The sequence below is a fragment of the Actinoplanes sp. NPDC051388 genome, from assembly GCF_055586225.1.
The window spans coordinates 583,476-600,455 of sequence record NZ_JBVJIP010000002.1 but is presented as its reverse complement, the minus strand read 5'-3'; the positions used below and the strand labels follow the sequence as shown (position 1 = coordinate 600,455).

Annotated in this window: 14 protein-coding genes; 5 read left to right on the top strand and 9 right to left on the bottom strand. The window is 71.1% G+C overall.

Features of this window, described 5'->3' with window-relative positions; genetic code table 11:
• Positions 1-249 precede the first annotated feature (249 nt).
• Genes ACZ6TI_RS07050 through ACZ6TI_RS07040 form a run of 3 tightly spaced genes read left to right on the top strand, consistent with a single transcriptional unit; the run spans position 250 to position 3,791 of the window.
• A complete protein-coding gene (locus ACZ6TI_RS07050; RefSeq protein ID WP_465344054.1) occupies positions 250-2,838 on the top strand; it encodes an FtsK/SpoIIIE domain-containing protein in 2,589 nt (862 codons plus the stop codon).
• Positions 2,835-3,518 carry a hypothetical protein gene (locus ACZ6TI_RS07045; protein WP_465344053.1) on the top strand — a complete coding sequence of 228 codons (684 nt, stop codon included), beginning with the start codon at positions 2,835-2,837 and terminating at the stop codon, positions 3,516-3,518. Before ACZ6TI_RS07050 ends, ACZ6TI_RS07045 begins: the two co-directional genes overlap by 4 nt.
• 12 nt (positions 3,519-3,530) lie before the next feature.
• Complete coding sequence (locus tag ACZ6TI_RS07040; protein ID WP_465344052.1) at positions 3,531-3,791, top strand: hypothetical protein; 261 nt, start codon at positions 3,531-3,533, stop codon at positions 3,789-3,791.
• Between the two features lie 5 nt (positions 3,792-3,796).
• Here ACZ6TI_RS07040 and ACZ6TI_RS07035 read toward each other — a convergent pair whose 3' ends face one another.
• The 8 genes from ACZ6TI_RS07035 to ACZ6TI_RS07000 form a co-directional block, all read right to left on the bottom strand.
• Entirely contained in the window at positions 3,797-4,189 is a 393-nt protein-coding gene (locus tag ACZ6TI_RS07035) for a RidA family protein (RefSeq protein ID WP_465344051.1), read from the bottom strand.
• 5 nt (positions 4,190-4,194) lie between these two features.
• Positions 4,195-4,845 (bottom strand): GTP cyclohydrolase I FolE, encoded by a 651-nt coding sequence (gene folE, locus ACZ6TI_RS07030; protein WP_465344303.1) that lies wholly within the window; start codon positions 4,843-4,845, stop codon positions 4,195-4,197.
• A complete protein-coding gene (gene ftsH / locus ACZ6TI_RS07025) occupies positions 4,842-6,869 on the bottom strand; it encodes an ATP-dependent zinc metalloprotease FtsH (RefSeq protein ID WP_465344050.1) in 2,028 nt (675 codons plus the stop codon). Before ftsH ends, folE begins: the two co-directional genes overlap by 4 nt.
• A 227-nt stretch (positions 6,870-7,096) precedes the next feature.
• Positions 7,097-7,672, bottom strand: a complete 576-nt coding sequence (gene hpt, locus ACZ6TI_RS07020; RefSeq protein WP_465344049.1) for a hypoxanthine phosphoribosyltransferase — start codon at positions 7,670-7,672, stop codon at positions 7,097-7,099.
• 106 nt (positions 7,673-7,778) lie between these two features.
• Positions 7,779-8,732 (bottom strand): tRNA lysidine(34) synthetase TilS, encoded by a 954-nt coding sequence (gene tilS / locus ACZ6TI_RS07015; RefSeq protein WP_465344048.1) that lies wholly within the window; start codon positions 8,730-8,732, stop codon positions 7,779-7,781.
• Between the two features lie 7 nt (positions 8,733-8,739).
• Positions 8,740-9,810: a zinc-dependent metalloprotease gene (locus ACZ6TI_RS07010; protein ID WP_465344047.1), complete on the bottom strand. Its 1,071-nt coding sequence runs from the start codon at positions 9,808-9,810 to the stop codon at positions 8,740-8,742.
• A 55-nt stretch (positions 9,811-9,865) separates the two neighbouring features.
• Positions 9,866-11,251 (bottom strand): D-alanyl-D-alanine carboxypeptidase/D-alanyl-D-alanine endopeptidase, encoded by a 1,386-nt coding sequence (dacB, locus tag ACZ6TI_RS07005; protein WP_465344046.1) that lies wholly within the window; start codon positions 11,249-11,251, stop codon positions 9,866-9,868.
• 83 nt (positions 11,252-11,334) lie between these two features.
• A complete protein-coding gene (locus ACZ6TI_RS07000; RefSeq protein WP_465344045.1) occupies positions 11,335-12,153 on the bottom strand; it encodes a hypothetical protein in 819 nt (272 codons plus the stop codon).
• A gap of 685 nt (positions 12,154-12,838) precedes the next feature.
• Between ACZ6TI_RS07000 and ACZ6TI_RS06995 the strand changes: the two genes are divergently transcribed.
• Together ACZ6TI_RS06995 and ACZ6TI_RS06990 are read left to right on the top strand one after the other, a co-directional pair.
• Positions 12,839-13,774 (top strand): hypothetical protein, encoded by a 936-nt coding sequence (locus ACZ6TI_RS06995; RefSeq protein ID WP_465344044.1) that lies wholly within the window; start codon positions 12,839-12,841, stop codon positions 13,772-13,774.
• A 164-nt stretch (positions 13,775-13,938) separates the two neighbouring features.
• Positions 13,939-14,442: an inorganic diphosphatase gene (locus ACZ6TI_RS06990; protein WP_465344043.1), complete on the top strand. Its 504-nt coding sequence runs from the start codon at positions 13,939-13,941 to the stop codon at positions 14,440-14,442.
• A 1,046-nt stretch (positions 14,443-15,488) separates the two neighbouring features.
• Here ACZ6TI_RS06990 and eccD read toward each other — a convergent pair.
• The gene (eccD, locus tag ACZ6TI_RS06985) at positions 15,489-16,925 is read right to left on the bottom strand and encodes a type VII secretion integral membrane protein EccD (protein ID WP_465344042.1); all 1,437 of its coding nucleotides are present in this window, start codon (positions 16,923-16,925) and stop codon (positions 15,489-15,491) included.
• Positions 16,926-16,980: the final 55 nt, after the last annotated feature.

The window sequence follows — 16,980 nt, the reverse complement described above, 5'->3', positions numbered from 1 at the left end:
GCGGGCCGGCCGGAAGTGGCCCAGGGCCCGCTGCGGCGGGCACAGCCGGTGACGGCTGTGCCGCGGGTCCGATACCAGGCTCAGGCGGCTGCACACCGTCGACTTTAGTGTGTTCGGAGTACTCCGAACGGTATGCACCCCGCCCTCCACTCATCGATCGGCCTGCGCCACGCAAGCCGCACCGGCTACGCAACGCGAACCGCCGGCCCACCTGGGATACGGTTTGAGCGCACACAGGGAGGTGAGGCGGTGGCGGATTCAGGTTCCCGGATCGATCAGGCCGCTGCCCTGCACCGGCAGGCCGAGGCGACCGTCGCGGCGGCCGCTGCGGCGCTCGAGGCGCAGCCGGCCACTGCCACCGATCCGCGTGAGCAGCATCTGCTGGCCGAGGAGTTGCGGGCGGCCGCGAGTGAGCTCGCTCCGGGCTGGCTGGGCGCCCCGCTCGATGCCCGGTCGGCGACCACGCCGCTGGGCGGGTTGAGCGCGCCGCAGTTCGTGCGGCTGGGCGTCGCGCAGCCGCTGGACGATGCCACCTTTCCGGCCATCGTCCCGCTGATCGGCACCGGGCATCTGACCATCGACGCCGACGCCCGTGACGCTCGGGTGGCCGGGCTGATTCGCAGCGTGGTGCTGCGTCTGCTGGCCGCTGCTCCGGCCGGGTCGTTGCTGATCCGGGCGGTGGACGGCGCCGGTGGCGGCACGGTGTTCGCGCCGTTCGACATGCTCGCCGACGCCGGGTTGATGGCGCCGGTGGCCACCGATCGGGCCGGCCTCAAGGACATGCTCAACCAGGCAGAGCGCTGGCTGCGACCGGCGCGTGGTGAGGGCCCGCGCCGCAACCGTCGCGACAAGACCATGCTGCTGGTGATCGCGGGCCTGCCCGAGCTGACCGAGAACGGCGAGCTGGTCCGGATCGCCGCGCTGGCGCAGCAGGGCCCCGAGTCCGGTCTGCACCTGATCGTCGCGGGCTGGCCACCACCGCCACTAACCCCGGAGACCACCCAGCCGGCGTTGCCGAGGACCACCCAGATTTCGGTACGCAACCCGTACGCGGTGATCGGCGACCCGCCCGGCGGCACGTTCGGGTCCGTCCCGGGCGCCGAGTGGCTCAACGCCCCGGTCTTCCTCGACGAGGACCCGCCCGCGCATCTGGTCGACGCGGTCTGCCGCGAGCTGGTGTCCAGCTCGGCCGCCGCGTCCCAGGTGGCGCTGTCCGACCTGCTGCCCGGCCCGGGCGAGGAGATCTGGGCCGGCGACGCGGCCGACGGGCTGAGCACCCCGGTCGGGCAGGACGGCGACAACTCGGTGGTGCTGCAGTTCAACGACCTGACACCACACTGGATGGTGGGCGGCCGTTCGGGCGCCGGCAAGACCGCCTTCCTGATCAACGTGCTCTACGGCCTGTGCGCCCGGTTCAGCCCGAACGAGCTGGCGCTCTACCTCCTCGACTTCAAGGAGGGCGTGTCGTTCGCCGAGTTCGTGCCGACCCAGCGCGACCGCACCTGGCTGCCGCACGCCCGCGCGGTCGGTGTCGAGTCCGACCGGGAGTACGGCCTGGCCGTGCTGCGCGAGCTCGATGCCGAGATGACCCGTCGCTCGGTGGCATACAAGAGGGCCGGCGTGACCAAGTTCGCCGAGCTGCGGGCGGTGGCCGCCGAGGAGGGCCGCGGCAGGCCGATGCCGCGGGTGCTGTGCGTGATCGACGAGTTCCAGGTGCTGCTGGCCGGCAACGATCCGATGGCCGCCGAGGCGGTCGGTCTGCTCGAGTCGCTGGCGCGCAAAGGCCGGTCGTACGGGATTCATTTGATCCTGGCCAGTCAGACCGTGCTCGGGGTGGAGGCGCTCTACACCAAGCGGGACTCGATCTTCGGCCAGTTCCCGGTGCGGGTGGCGCTGCCCGGCGGCGGCGACGTGCTCGAGCCGACCAACGACTCGGCGGCCGGCCTGCCGCTGGGCACCGCGGTGATCAACACGGCCGGTGGGCTGGGCGGCCCGCGCGGCGCCACCCGCGGACACGAGCGTGTGGTGCGCTTCCCCGACCCGCACGCCGACAAGGAGGCGCTCAGCGACCTGCGGCACAAGCTGTGGGGCGCCCGCGATCCCGAGTCGGTCGCGCCGCGCATCTTCGCCGGGTACGCGCACCAGCACCTGGCCGACGACCCCACCTACCGGGCCGCGATGGCCGGGCGCGCCGGGCGACCCGCGGCCCTGGTCGGCCGGGTCATCGACGTCGGCCTGTCCAGCGCCGCGTTCCCGCTGGACGCGTCGCCGGGGCGGCACCTGGCGATCTTCGGTTCCCAGGCGGTCGGCGCGGAGGTGTTGCAGGCGGCGGCCCTGAGCGTGGCGGCTTTTCACGCGCCGCGTACCGCACGGTTTGTGATCTCGTCGCTGGTCGCCGAGGGTGACGAGATCGCCAAGGATCTCGCCGTCGAGATCGGCCACCGGCAGGAGGTCGTCTCGGTCGGGGCGACCGGCTTGGCCGCCCAGTTGACCTTGGAGAAGCCGGGTTATCTGGTGGTTTTCGGGATGGACGCGGCCAGTCCGGGGACGTTGCCGGGCCTGCGGCAGGTGCTGCGCGAGGGTCCGAGCCGCGGCGTGCACCTGCTGTCCTGGTGGCGTGGGCTGCGGCGGTTCACCGAGGAGACCGGCGGCAGCGCCGGGCGCGAGGACGTGGCCGGACTGGTGTTCCTCAACGTGCCGCAACAGGACGTCATGCTGATGCTGGGCCGGCAGACCGACTGGCAGCCCCGGCAGAACCGTGCCCTGCTGCACGACCGCCAGGCCGACAAATCCACCGTCCTGGTGCCGTTCGTGCTGCCGGAAGGCGAAGAGCCGTGACCGAGCCGACGACCGATGCGCTGAACATTCCGTCGCAGGGGACGCCGGTGGGCGGGCCCTGGGCCGACTATCTCGCCGCGGCGCAGCGCCTCGACGCCGTCCGCCGGGCGGCCAGCACGGCGTCCACCGAGCACGCCGCCGCGGTCCAGGCCGCGCAACAAGAGCTTCTCGGGGTACGCGCGCGGCTCGCACCGCAGCGGGCACGGTTGGTGCGCGATTACGGCGTACCGGAAAATGATCTTGTGCCGTTGGCGGCCGAGGAGCAGCTTGCCGCGCAGACGGCGGCCGGCGGACCGGCCGGGGTGCTCGCGGCGTTGCAGCAGGCGCGGGGCACGGCGGACGCGGCCGACGCGGCGATGCTCGGGCCGAGCGGCGGGCGCGCGACCTGGCGGCCGTGGGCGCGCAACCTGCTGGTCTATGGACCCTTCGCCGCGGCCGTGCTGATCGTGCAGATCGTGCTGTTCCTGGTGGCGCCGACCGACTCGGTGCCGACCTATGCGCTGCTCTGCGGGCTGAGCATGCCGGTGCTGTCGTTCGGGCTGGGCTGGGTGACGATCGGATTCGTCTATGGCGGCGGGCCGGAAAAGGTGGACCGCACGCCGATCGTCGGGGTGGTCACCTGCCTGACGCCGGTGTTGCTGACCTGCATGGGTGTCGGCCTGCTGAATCTCATCGGCTGAAGGGGCTCATCGATGGCGAGCGTGGAAGAGGTCAAGGCGAACGTCGCCGCGTCGGTGGACGGCACCCAGCGGGCGGTGGCCGGCATGCAGCAGGTGACCGATCAGCTGGACGACGCGATGGCGCTGCTGCGGATCACCGCGATCGGGTCGTTTCATCCGTCGGTGGCGGCCGCGATCGCCCAGCTGGAGCAGGCCCGGATGCGCCTGGACGAGGCGGCGACGCTGGCCCGCGGTGCGATGGACAGCGCCGATGCGTACCGGATGATCGTTTAGCCTTTTCAGCCCGCAGCGGTCAGGTCGACCTCGACCAGCTGGCCGTGATAGCCGAGGGCGGTGACGCCGAGCAGCGTGCTCGCGGTGGTGAAGGCCGGTGCCAGCGGCGAGGTCAGCAGCCGGTCCCAGACGGCGGACAGCTCGGACGGATCGACGCTGACCACGTAAACGATCGAGCGGACCACGGCGGACGCCTCGACCCCGGCAGCCGCGAGGACCGCCAGGCAGTTGGCGATCACCTGATCGGTCTGCGCGAGGACGTCGCCCGGCACGACCTTGTCGTCGAGGTCCAGGGGGCACTGCCCGGCGAAATGGATCAGGCGGCCGGCCGGCGAGATCGTGATGTGCGAATAGCGGTCCGGCTCGTGCACGGTCGGCGGGTTGAATCTCTGCAGCAAAGCCGTCACCTCGCGTTTATCAGCGCCATCGCTTCCGCGCGGACCTTGCCGTCGCGCTGGAACGCGCCGCGGACCGCGGACGTGACGGTACGGGCGCCGGCCTTGCGGATGCCACGCATTTCCATGCACAGGTGCCGGCACTCCAGCACCACGATCACGCCGCGCGCGCCCAGCTTCTCCACCAGCAGGTCGGCGATCTCCGAGGTGAGCCGCTCCTGCACCTGCGGCCGGCGGGCATAGACCTCGACCAGCCGGGCGAGCTTCGACAACCCGGTGATGCGGCCGTCGGTGCCCGGGATGTAGCCGACGTGCGCGGAGCCGATGAACGGCAGCAGGTGATGCTCGCACATGCTCATCACCTCGATGTCGCGGACGAGCACGAGTTCCTCGTGGTTTGCCTCGAACGTCGTGGTGAGCACCTTGGCCGGGTCGACCCGCAGGCCGGCGAACAGCTCCGCATATGCCCGCGCCACCCGGGACGGGGTGCGCTGGAGACCGTCGCGGTCCGGGTCCTCACCGACCGCGATGAGAATCTCCCGGACCGCCTTCTCGATCCGCCCGAGATCGACGGCATGCTCAACGGGCGTGCCGTTGAGCTTGCCGTCGATCAGCCGGGCAGCGAGATAGTCGAGCTCCTCGGCGTCGCCGCCGCTCAGTGGCCGCTCTCCCCGTTGTTGCTGGGGTTGCCGGCCGCCGGGCTGCCGCTGACCGCCACCTGACCGTCCGCCTCCGCCTGAGCCTTGAGCTTGGCCTGCTCGGAGGGGGTCAGAACGGGCGGCGCCGACGAGGGCAGGCGCTTGCCGAAGCCGTTGAACGGAGCCATCGGCGGGCGCTTCTGCACCCGCGCGCAGATCCGGTTCATGTCGTCCTGGGTGATGGTTTCCTTCTCCATCAGCTCGAGCACCATGTCGTCCAGGACGTCACGGTATTCGACCAGGATCTCCCAGGCCTCGTCGTGCGCGAGCTCGATCAGCGCGCGCACCTCGCTGTCGATGTCGGCCGCGACCGAGTCCGAGTAGTCCTTCTCGTGGCCCATGTTGCGACCCATGAAGGGCTCGTCGCCGCTCGTGCCGTACTTGACCGCACCCAGCTTGGAGCTCATGCCGTACTGCGTGACCATGGCGCGGGCCAGGCCGGACGCCTTCTCGATGTCGTTGCCGGCGCCGGTGGTGGGCTCGTGGAAGACGAGCTCCTCGGCGGCCCGGCCACCCAGCGCGTATGCCAGCGTGTCGATCATCTCGGCTCGCGTCTGCGTGTATTTGTCCTCGGTCGGCAGCACCAGCGTGTGACCGAGCGAGCGGCCACGCGGAAGGATCGTCACCTTGTGCACCGGGGCGGAGTGCGGCAGCGCATAGGCCACCAGCGCATGCCCGCCCTCGTGGTACGCGGTGATCTTCTTTTCCTTGTCGCTCATCGCCCGCGACCGGCGTTCCGGACCGGCGATGACCCGGTCGATCGCTTCCTCAAGGAAGAAGTTGCTGATCGCCCGCTTCTCGTTACGCGCGGTGAGCAGTGCGGACTCGTTGATCACGTTGGCCAGGTCGGCGCCGGAGAAGCCCGGCGTGCGGCGGGCCACCGAGTCGAGGTCGACGTCGGGCGTGAACGGCTTGCCCTTGGCGTGCACCCGCAGGATCGCCTTGCGGCCCTCCATGTCCGGGTTGTCCACCGGGATCTGCCGGTCGAAGCGGCCCGGACGCAGCAGCGCCGGGTCGAGGATGTCCGGCCGGTTGGTCGCCGCGATCAGGATCACGCCGCCCTTGGTGTCGAAGCCGTCCATCTCGACGAGGAGCTGGTTCAGCGTCTGCTCGCGCTCGTCGTGACCGCCGCCCATGCCGGCGCCGCGGTGCCGGCCGACGGCGTCGATCTCGTCCACGAAGACGATCGCCGGAGCGTTCGACTTGGCCTGCTCGAAGAGGTCGCGGACCCGGCTCGCGCCGACACCGACGAACATCTCGACGAAGTCCGAGCCGGAGATCGAGTAGAACGGCACCCCGGCCTCGCCGGCGACGGCCCGGGCGAGCAGCGTCTTACCCGTGCCGGGCTGGCCGAACAGCAGCACACCCTTGGGGATCTTGGCGCCGAGAGCCTGGTATTTCGCCGGGTTCTGCAGGAAGTCCTTGATCTCGTGCAGCTCTTCGACGGCCTCGTCGGCACCCGCCACGTCGGCGAACGTCGTCTTCGGCGTGTCCTTGGTGATCATCTTCGCCTTGGACTTGCCGAAGTTGAGCACCCGCGAGCCGCCACCCTGCATCTGCGACATGAACAGCAGCAGCAGGATCACCAGGATCGCGATCGGCAGCAGATTGACCAGCAGGCTGAGCAGGATGCTGTCGCCGGACACCGTGGCGTTGTACGTCTCGGTGATCCGCCCGGCCGACTTCGCCTGCTGGACGGCGGACAAGATCTGGTTGCTCGCCTCGTACGGGTATTGCGTCTCGATCTGCTTCGTGGTCTTGCCGGCGAAGCGCTCGTCGTTCACAAGGTCGAGCTGTAGCGTCTGCTCCTTGTCCTTGATCAGGACTTTCTGGATGCCGGGCTGGTTCAGTCGCTCGAGCACGGTCGAGGTATCTACGCGCTGGTAGCTCGGACCACTGGTGAAGATCGAGCTCAGCGCGATCGCACCGATGATCACCAGAATGATCCAGACCACCGGGCGGCGGAAGAAACGCGTACGTTCCATACTGTTGTCGAGCGCCTGCGCGCCCGGACCCTCCTGATCGGCGTCCTGGTCACCTGAATTACACGTCCGCCGGCCCAGACCTGCTGGGCCGTTGGTCACTCGACGGTACACCGTGGGTGCCGGTTACGAACCCGTGAGCCCACTTGGCCGACACCACCCGTTTACGGTCCAGCCAGGTGAAAACCGGCCGAAACGCCCCATTCCTGAGAAGACGCTGAGGAACGCGTTCAGCTACGGGCGTAGACGTCCGGCTTGAGCACACCCACATAGGGCAGCTCGCGGTAACGCTCCGCGAAGTCCAGGCCGTAACCCACCACGAACTCGTTCGGGATGTCGAAGCCCACGTATTTCACCGGCACGGACACCTTCACCGCGTCGGGCTTGCGCACCAGCGCGACCACCTCGACGCTGGCCGGCGACCGGCTCTGCAGGTATTTCATCAGCCAGGAGAGGGTCAGCCCGGTGTCGACGATGTCCTCGACGACGATCACGTGCCGGCCGGCGATGTCGCGGTCCAGGTCCTTGAGAATGCGCACCACGCCCGAGGAAGCGGTGCCGGAGCCGTAGGACGAGACCGCCATGAACTCCATCTCGGCGGACGGACCGTGCCGGCCCAGCGCCCGGGCGAAGTCGGCCATGAACATGACCGCACCCTTCAGCACGCACACCAGGAGCAGCCCGCCGTCAGCGCCGGCGTGGTCGGCCGCGATCTGCTTGGCGAGTTCGTCGGTCTTCTCCCGGATCTGTTCCTCGGAGATGATCACGCGGTCGATGTCGGCGTCGTACCAGGAGCCGTCTGCCATGCGCCTAGCCTGCCGTACCCGGGTTACGCGAAAGCGCGCGGGTGCGCCATCTTTGCCAGGACAAATGCGAACGAAACGCCGAGCCGGACACCGAGCATGGCGACCGTCACAGGGCGATCCGGCACAATCGGCCGTCCTTACGGGCAACCAGAATCCCGCCCGGTAACGCGGTCGGACCCTGGCCGTGCCAGTCCGTGACGAGAGCGTCGAGCGCGGAGACGTGGCGGTGCGACAGTGCGCTGCCCGAGGCGCCCAGCCGCCGAGCCCACATGTGCAGCACCCGGGTCCGCACCGCGGGCGCCATCGTCGCCAGGTCGGCCACCGCCGGCTCCTCGGTCACCGCGGCCGCGGCCAGGTCGTCCAGGGCGGCGTTGTCGGCGCCCAGCTGTGCCGCGGTCCGGGCCAGGTTGTCCACCACCGCCGGGCCGAGCGCGGCGACCAGCGCGGGCAGCAGGTCGGCACGCACCCGCGCGCGGGCGAACGCCGGGTCACTGTTGTGCGGGTCCTCCCAGGTCGCGAGGCCCAGCGCGGCGCAGGCCTTGCGGGTGTCCGACCGGGTGACGTCGAGGAACGGCCGCAACAGCAGTCCGCGCCGCACCGGCATGCCGGACATGCCGCGCGGCCCGGCGCCGCGGGCGAGAGCCAGCAGCACCGTCTCGGCTTGATCGTCGCGGGTGTGGCCGAGGAGGACGGTGCTCGATTCCAGCTCGCCCGCGATCGACGAGAGAGCCTCATATCGCGCATTTCGAGCAGCAGCCTCTGGGCCACCGGTTCCGGTGACGTCGACAAGCACGGACCTGACCGGGTCGAAGTGCACGGCGCCCCAGGCGACCACGGCGGCCGCCCGGCCGGCCGAACCGGGCTGGAGTCCGTGATCGACAGTGACCAGCCCGGCGCGCAGACCCAGGCGCGGCGCGACGAAGGCGGTGGCCGCGGCCAGGGCCATCGAATCAGCCCCACCCGAGCACGCCACCAGCACCAACGCGTCGCGAGGCAGATCGGAGAGCGCCCGGCGGACCGCCGTGCGGACGGTCGCCACCGGCGCCGGGATGCGCGCCACCGCGAGGTCAGCCGACGGTCGGGACCGGGCCCACCGCGCCGTGCACCCGGGCCACCCAGGCGTCCGGGTCACCGAGCTCGTCGAGCCGGGGCAGGGTCAGCGGAGAGTCGAAGATCTTGTTGAAGCCGGGCATGCCGACCCGCTCGACGACGCCGTGCACGAACTTGCGGCCCTCCGCGTACTGCCGCATCTTGACCTCGATGCCGAGCACCCGGCGGATCGCCTTCTCCAGCGGGTTGCCGCTCTCGCGGCGGCGGTTGAACTTGGACCGGATCGACTCGACGCTCGGGATCACCTCGGGGCCGACGCCGTCCATCACGAACTCGGCGTGGCCCTCGAGCAGGGTCATCAGCGCGGTCAGGCGGTCGAGCACGGCCTTCTGCGCCGGGGTCTGCACGATGTCCAGCACCGACGAGCGGCTGTCCGGGTCGCGAATCGCGTCGGAGAGCGTGGCGACGCCCCGCCGGAGCCGCTCGAGGATGTGCTCGCCGCCGCTCTGCGAGGCGTCGACGAAGGCCTGCACCTCGCCCAGGAAGTAGCCGCGCATCCAGGGCACCGAGGTGAACTGGGTGCGGTGGGTGACCTCGTGCAGGCACACCCAGAGCCGGAAGTCGCGCGGGTCGGCGCCCAGCTTGCGCTCGACCTCGACGATGTTCGGCGCGTTCAGCAGCAGCTGGCCGGGGTTGCCGGAGAAGACCTCGTATTGCCCGAGGACGCGACCGGACAGATAGGCCAGCACCGTGCCGGCCTGCACGCCGGTCACCCGCGAGCCGATCGCGTCGGCGAAGCCGCTCGGCTGCCGGTCGCCGGAGAGCCGGTTGACCAGCGGGGTGATCACCTGCTTGAGACCGGCGATGTTGACCGCCGCCCAGTCCTTGCGGTCCACCACCCGCACCGGCGGCACGTCGGTCTGCGCGGCCAGACCGGTGTAAACGGCCACGTGCCCGGCCGCCTCATCGGTCAGCGTGCGCAGCTCGGTCACGACCTGCATCGCTTCCTCGTAGGACACCGCGGGTCCGGATTTCGACAGCGCGCCCGCGGTGGCGGCGGCCAGATCCCAGTCAACGAACTGCGCCATGCGACCGACAGTACTCGCGCCGTACCAGCGACCGGCCCCTGAAGAAACCCCGAGATCAGCAGCCGCAGCCGACGAGCTTGGCCGCGATCCTGTCCAGTGCGGCCCGCGCCGCCGCCGAGTCACCGGTCTGATCGGCCATGATCGCGAAGACCAGCAGCCGCCCGTCCTTGGTGACCAGTTGCCCGGAGATCGCGTTCACTCCGGTCAGCGAACCGGTCTTGGCCCGGACCAGTCCCTGACCGGCCTGGTTGGGCGCCGGCGTCACGAACCGGGTGCGCAGGGTGCCCGACCAGCCGGCCACCGGCAGGCCGCCGAACATCGCGGCCAAAGCCGGCTGCTGCCCGCCCGCGGCCAGCGTCAGCAGGTCGGTGAGCAGCGACGGGCTGATCTGGTTGAGCCGCGACAACCCGCTCGCGTCGGACAGCTTGATCTCGCCGGTCGGCAACCCGAGCTCGCCCAGCTTGGTGATCATCGCTCTGGTCGCGCCGTCGAACGAGGCGGGTTGCCCGGCGGCCAGCGCGACCTGCCGGCTGAGCACCTCGGCCAGCGTGTTGTCGGACTGCTCGAGCATCCAGTCGACCAGATGCACCATCGGCGGCGAGTCGACCTTGCCCAGCTCGGCGCCCGCGGCCGGCGTACCGGACGGCGCCGCGCTCGCGTCGGCAGCAGCCGGCGCCTTCCCCTTGGCCACCCCGTTCCGGAGGCCGAGCAGTTTGGCGAACGACTGCCCCGCGGCCAGCGCCGGATCGCCGAAGCGCGGATCGCCACCGACCTCGTTGTGCACCGGCTGCTTGCGCCCGGCATTGGTCATCAGCGCGTGAATCGCCGAAACCTGCCCCTCGGGCGCGATGATCGTCGAATTCCAGCCCTTGCCGGTGGCCGGCCCGGTGAACAGAGACGTGTCGATGATGACCTTGGTGATCGGCTGCCCCGCCATCGCGGCCCGCACCTGCTCGGCCAGCTTGTCCAGCCGCGCGGCCCCCGGGAACTGCCCCTTGGCGTTCACCGAGAGTGTCGGGTCGCCGCCGCCGATCAGCACCACTTCGCCCGGGTTGGCGCCCGCGACGGCCCGCGTGGTCAGGCGATAGGCCGGCCCGCGCGAGGCGAGCACGGTCGCGGCGGTGACCAGCTTGGTCGTCGAGGCCGGGATGGTAGGCGTGTCCGCATTGCGCGCGAACAGCGCTTCCCCGGTCGCGGCGTCGACCACGGAGACGCGCACGCGGGACCCCAGGGCGGGTGCGGTGACCAGGCTGCCGATCGCTTTCTGCACCCCCGCCGGGGTGGGCGCGGCGGCATTCTGATCGGCGGCGGCAAGCACCGGAGTCGGCGTCGGCTCCGGCGCAACGCTCACCGTCGGTGACGGCGTGGCCTCCGCGCCGAGCAGCCGATCGAGAGCCGCCGGCCGCACGATGAAGAGCGCCGCGCCAACCCCCAAGATCAAAACCAGACCCAGAACCCCGGAGATCAGAAGGGTACGGCGAGCCCGAGACCCTCCCGCCTCAACAGAACGGCCTGGCTGCCCACTCACTCCCCCTGCGCCCGTTCCGGGCTGTCCCGAAACTCCGGCTGCCACCCCCGAGGCAGCCGGGCGAGGCACGCTGACCCGCCCCATCGCCGCCGGCTCTGCCCCGTCACCGGGCGAGACCGGCCAATCCCCGCCGGCGGGAAGACCTTGATGGCCGGGAGGATCGCCACCGGGCCCATCGCTGCCGGTCGACGCGGCCGCGGACCCACCGGCAAGGGAGACCGGACGCCCGCCGTGCGCCGCCCCACCGGGCGAGACGGGCCGATCTCCGGCCGCTCCACCAGGCGAAACCGGCCGGCTTCCAACCACGGGCGCAGCTCCACCAGCAAGCGAGACGGGCCGATCCGCATGGCTCGGCCGAGCGTCACCATCCGGCCAATCCCCGGGGCCAGCCCCACCACCAGGCGAAACAGGCCGATCCCCCGGCCGACCGCCACCAGCCGAGCCGGACCAATCCCCACCACCAGGCGAAACAGGCCGATCCCCTGGCCGACCGCCACCAGCCGAGCCGGACCAATCCCCACCACCAGGCGAAACAGGTCGATCCCCTTGGCTCGGCCGGGCTCCACCACCGGGCGAGACCGGACGATTCTCACCGGTCGGACCGGCTCTGCCAGCGGGCGAGGCAGACCGATCCCCTTGGCTCGGCCGGGCGCGGCCATCAGGCCAATCCCCAGCCTCACCCCCTGGAGAAACAGGCCGATCCCCTGGGCTCGGCCGAGCGCCACCACCGGGCGAGACCGGACGATTCTCACCGGTCGGACCTGCTCTGCCAGCAGACGAATCAGGCGAATTCTCAGTCGGCCCGGCGCCTCCACCAGGCGGAACCTGCCGGTCGCCGGCCGCAGGCCCGGCGCCGGGCATCGGCACCGAGGCCCGGCCTGAACTCGCTCCTCGACCAGGCTGTGGCGGGTTGCTCAGGTCACCGCCGCCGACGGCACGAACGTGCTCTCCCTGCTGCGCCGCACCAGGCCGCACCGAGGGTGCCCCGGACCAGACCCCGGGCGAAGGAGCTTGCCCGCGCCCAGACTCCGGCGGCCGCACGGCAGCGTCGTCACCCGGTCGCCCATCCCACTGACCGCCGCCGGCGGGCCGCACGGCCGCACGGCCGCCTTGGGACTCATGCTCACCGCGGCCAACCCCGCTCGCCTGCTGGCCTGCCGGACCACCGCCACTCACCGTCTGATTTCCCCGCGTGACACCCGGACCCCCGACCGAGCCCTGCTCAGGCCCACCCGACCGTGCCACACCCGAAGCTCGCCCAGCCCCCGAGTCACCCGCGGGGACGACCCCACGCCCGGCATCCGGCACACTCGCCCGGCCCACCCCGCCGCCGGGCCGAGTCGCACCGCTTCGCCCATCTACAGGCGCGCTTCCGGCCCCGCCCGCTTGCCCGCCGCCCCAGCCCTGCGGGTCTCGGCCCTGGCCCTGTGCGCCGCCTCGACCCTGCACGCCGCTGCCTTGAGCTGGTGCGCCGCCGCCTTGGTCCAGGGTGCGACCGCTATGGGCAGTGCCTTGAGCGTTGCCGCCGTGGGTTTCGCGGTTGTGAGCACCGCCATCCCAGACACCACCAGCCTGGGCAGCGCCTTCGTCATTGCCGCCCGGAGCGCCACGCTGAGGGCCGCCACCTTGGCTCCTGCCATGCGGACCGCCGTGCTGAGGAGCCTCGCCTTGGGGACTTCCGCCCTGAGGATTGCCGCCCAGCGAGTTGCCGCGTTGGGGGTGACCGCCCTGTGGATTGCCGCGCTGGGGGTGACCGTCCTGGGGATTGCCGCCCTGCTGAGCGCCGCCCTGGGCGTTGCCGCCGAGCGGACCGCTCGACGAACCGATCCGAGGATTGCCGCGCTGGGGGTTGCCGTCCTGGGGGACACCGCTCTGAACGCCGCCCTGAGAAGCCGGATTCTGAGCATTACCGCGCTGGTGATCGCCGCCCAGTGCGGCGCCACCTTGAACTCCGCCTTGCGGAACCCCACCCTGAGCGCTGCCGCTCACCGGGCCACGCGGCGAACCGACCTGAGGACTGCCGCCGTGGTTGCCGCCTTGAGGACTGCCGCCTGCCTGCGCGGGCTGACCGCCGCCGGTTGGCGGCGCAGCCGCTCTGCCGGGGATCGAGCCCTGCTCGGCAGTTACCTCTTCTTCGTCATCGCGTCCGGCCGCACGACCGGCTCCCGGCGTCGCGCCGGATCCACCGACCGGTCCGGCAGTGCTGCCGCCACCGTCACCGTGGGGTGCGCCACCGGCGGCGTCCGGCTTTGGTCCGGGCGGGACGGAGGCGCGGCCGGCCACAGCTTTCCAGGCACCGGAGGGAGTGGAGACAGACCGGTGGGTCTGGTCCGCGCCGGGCGCCTGGTCCGCAGCTGCCGGGGACGAATGGGGTGCCGAGGGCGCATCGGACTCCTCGGGAGAACTGGCAGGCACCGAGGCGCGGCCCTGCTGTGAATCTTCCCTCCCCACGGGCCCCTCCTCGTTCGCGGCGGCAGACTTAGGGGAGACTACTGACATCCCGCACATCGCTGCGCGCGGATCCTGACGAGCCCCCACGCTCGCGACCCGCGCCCACCATGATCGGGTTGGCATTCGGCGGGCGGACGAGGGAGCGAATCATGGATTTCGACGTTCTGGTTGAGATCCCCAAGGGCCAGCGCAACAAATACGAGGTCGACCACAAGACCGGCCGGATCCGGCTGGACCGGACCCTCTTCACAGCGACGCAATACCCGGCGGACTACGGCTTCATCGAGGGCACCCTCGGCCAGGACGGCGACCCCCTCGACGCCCTGGTGCTGATCCAGGAGCCCACGTTCCCCGGTTGCCTGGTCCGTGCGCGGGCCATCGGCATGTACCGCATGACCGACGAAAAGGGCCGCGACGACAAGGTCCTCTGCGTCCCCTACGAGGACCCGCGCCAGGAGCACCTGCGCGACATCCACCACCTGGGCGAGTTCGACCGCATGGAGATCCAGCACTTCTTCACGGTCTACAAGGACCTGGAGCCCGGAAAGTCAGTCGAGGGCGCCACCTGGGTCGGCCGCGTGGAGGCCGAAGAGGAGATCCGCGCCTCGTTCAAGCGCCAGGAAGCCCACGAACACCACGACGACGACGCCTGACCAACACCCACCGACCGCGCGCACAGGGCGCGCGATCAACTATCGGCTCAGCCGCACGCAAGGCGGCCGCGCGCCCGACGCGGCCGATCATGCAAACGGCGAACGCAGCGCCCGGCGCCTGCAGGCCCGCGGCGCAGACCAACCACGTGAACCTCCAGCCGACCGACCACGTGAACATCCCAGCCGGTCCGTGCGGCTGAGTGCCCCAGCGCGGCCAATCACGCCAAAGCCCGAGCCCTGCACGCACCTCACGTCCGCGTGCCCACAACCGGGCCAAACACGTGAAACAGCCCAAACCCGAAGGCGATCTCCATGCCTGCTGAGCTTCCACCCCGGGGATGTGGACTTCGGACCACGCCGCGACCGGCCGGTTCGCGGCAATGGTGTGCAGGATTCGTTTGTGCTCGGCGGGGCTGTGGTGTCCGAGGGCGGAGTGCGAACTTCGGCGGACACCCAACGGACACCCCGTCTTCTGGACATCAACGCTCGGTCTCAAGATGTCCACACCCTGGGAACACTCAACCCGACGGCCGCCCTGCGCCCACCACACAAGCCGATCCTGTGAGACAGCCAGGCCGCGAGCGGCTGCATGCCCGACGCGATCGCACGCCAAGGCGGCTGCGAACTCAGCGAGCCCGACCCAAACCGCGCCCTGAAGGCTCGGTAAACGCCGCTAACGCGCACGGGTGGCCGCGCGTCCAGGCGCCTACCCATCACATCAACGGCACCAAGCCGCGCAGTCGAGTCGCCTCGAACGGCCGACTCGGAACAATCCCGAACTGTGCACCTGGCCAAGTTGCTGAAAGTCGCGCCCTGGGCCGCACAACAGTTGCTGCACGCTTCAACGCCCCAGATCCGGCGGAACCGGCCGCGCCGAGCCCGCGCTCACAAGCGAGGCGATCACACACGCCACCGGCGCGTTGTCGTTGCCGATCACCTGATTACGGCCTTGAGCCGCCCCGGCGTTCAACCTCGACCGAGTCGCATTTCGCCCCCAGGGGCGAAATGCCCGGAGGAGCGAAGCGACGACCAGCAAGCTCAGCAACTCAGAAGCTGATGTTGCCGACCGCGCTGTAAATGCCGACCACCGCGCAAGCCACCGGGATCACCGACACCACCACCAGCGTGTCGAACATGTCAGCCGCCCGCCCCAGATAAGGCGACGGCGGTTTGCGTGAATAGGTCGCACCGGCCGCCACCGTCGCCAAGGCCAACAGGACCGCCGCCGCGGACACCCCGAGCCGCACCGGTGTGGAGGCCCCGGAGAGCAGGTCGACGCCGAGCGCGGCCACCCCGAAGAGCCCGCCGCACAGCAGCGGCACCCGCTGGCGCAAGGTCACGAACAACCGCGACCGCAGCAGCAGCGCCGCCGCGGACACCGAGATCAGGATGCGCGCCGACAGCGTGCCGGCCGTGCCCAGCACCCAGAACGCCGCAGCGGACAGGACCGCGTGGCCGAGGAGCATGCCGGCCAGGAGTTCCTCGGTGCGGGTCACCGCCGCGAAGACCGTTACCCGGTCGGGCAGCTCGCGCGCCAGGTCGGCGGCGCCGGCGGACGGTGCGCCGGTGAAGCCCTCGGCTCCGCTTCCGGTCGGCAGTGCGACCGGCGGTGTCGGGGTCTTGCCCATGCGGATGGCGAGCAGCGGCAACATGCCGATGCCGCAGACCAGGATCGAGATCAGCACCGCGGCCGCGCCGGCCGCGCTGGTCAGTCCGCTGACCAGGGCCGTGACCGCGCCCATCAGGCCGACCGTGGCGCCGGCCGCGAAGATCCGCAGCCCGGCCGCCACGCCCATCGCGCACAGGGCCGCCACCAGCAACAACGCGACCGAGCCGGAGAGCAGCTCGGATCCGCCGAGCCAGGGCAGCGGCGAGAACACCCCGACCCGGTCGCCGGGGCCCGACGCGACCAGCACGGCGCCACCGGCGAACGCGAACGGCATCGCGCAGGCGCCCAGGGCGGTGCCGGCGCGCGCGTCGCCGTACGCCCGGGAAGCCGTCACCCCGGCGAGCGCGAGCAGCAGTGCCACCCCGAGCCCCACATAGGCCGCGCCGGTCCAGGCCGGTCCCGCGGCCAGGATCGCGAGCAGGCCCAGCCCGAGCAGCATCGCCCCGGCCAGCAGCGTCGCGGTGCGGGTCGACGCCGGCGTCCACACCGTGCCCCGCCGCCGCGCGCCCTCGGCGATCGCCTCGACGACGTCGTCGTATTCGAGCTCGGGCCAGTCGTCGCGGGCCGGCACCAGGTGCAGCACCTCCCCGTCGCGCACCCCTTGCGGAAACAGACCTTGTGCCGTCGCGAGGGGCACGCCGTCGGTGCGTCGCAGCAGCCAGCCGCCGTGCCGCTCGCCGTCGTCGGCGAGGCCCTCGCCCGCGTGGCGCAACACTTCCGGCAGAAGCTCGGCCAGCGGAACGTGCTCGGGCAGCGCGACATCGACCCGGCGTTGCGGAGCGCTGATCGTGACGCGCGCCAACCCGACACTCATGACAAAACCCATCGACGGAGACGAGGCTGCGGAATGGAGGGGACTTTACCTACCA

What these genes read in the sequence shown, in the direction of transcription:
- hpt (WP_465344049.1), bottom strand. Translation starts at nt 7,672, where the DNA reads ATGGCAGACGGCTCCTGGTACGACGCCGACATCGACCGCGTGATCATC.
- ACZ6TI_RS07010 (WP_465344047.1), bottom strand. Translation starts at nt 9,810, where the DNA reads ATGGCGCAGTTCGTTGACTGGGATCTGGCCGCCGCCACCGCGGGCGCG.
- ACZ6TI_RS06995 (WP_465344044.1), top strand. Translation starts at nt 12,839, where the DNA reads ATGGGCAGTGCCTTGAGCGTTGCCGCCGTGGGTTTCGCGGTTGTGAGC.
- eccD (WP_465344042.1), bottom strand. Translation starts at nt 16,925, where the DNA reads ATGAGTGTCGGGTTGGCGCGCGTCACGATCAGCGCTCCGCAACGCCGG.
- ftsH (WP_465344050.1), bottom strand. Translation starts at nt 6,869, where the DNA reads ATGGAACGTACGCGTTTCTTCCGCCGCCCGGTGGTCTGGATCATTCTG.
- ACZ6TI_RS06990 (WP_465344043.1), top strand. Translation starts at nt 13,939, where the DNA reads ATGGATTTCGACGTTCTGGTTGAGATCCCCAAGGGCCAGCGCAACAAA.
- ACZ6TI_RS07040 (WP_465344052.1), top strand. Translation starts at nt 3,531, where the DNA reads ATGGCGAGCGTGGAAGAGGTCAAGGCGAACGTCGCCGCGTCGGTGGAC.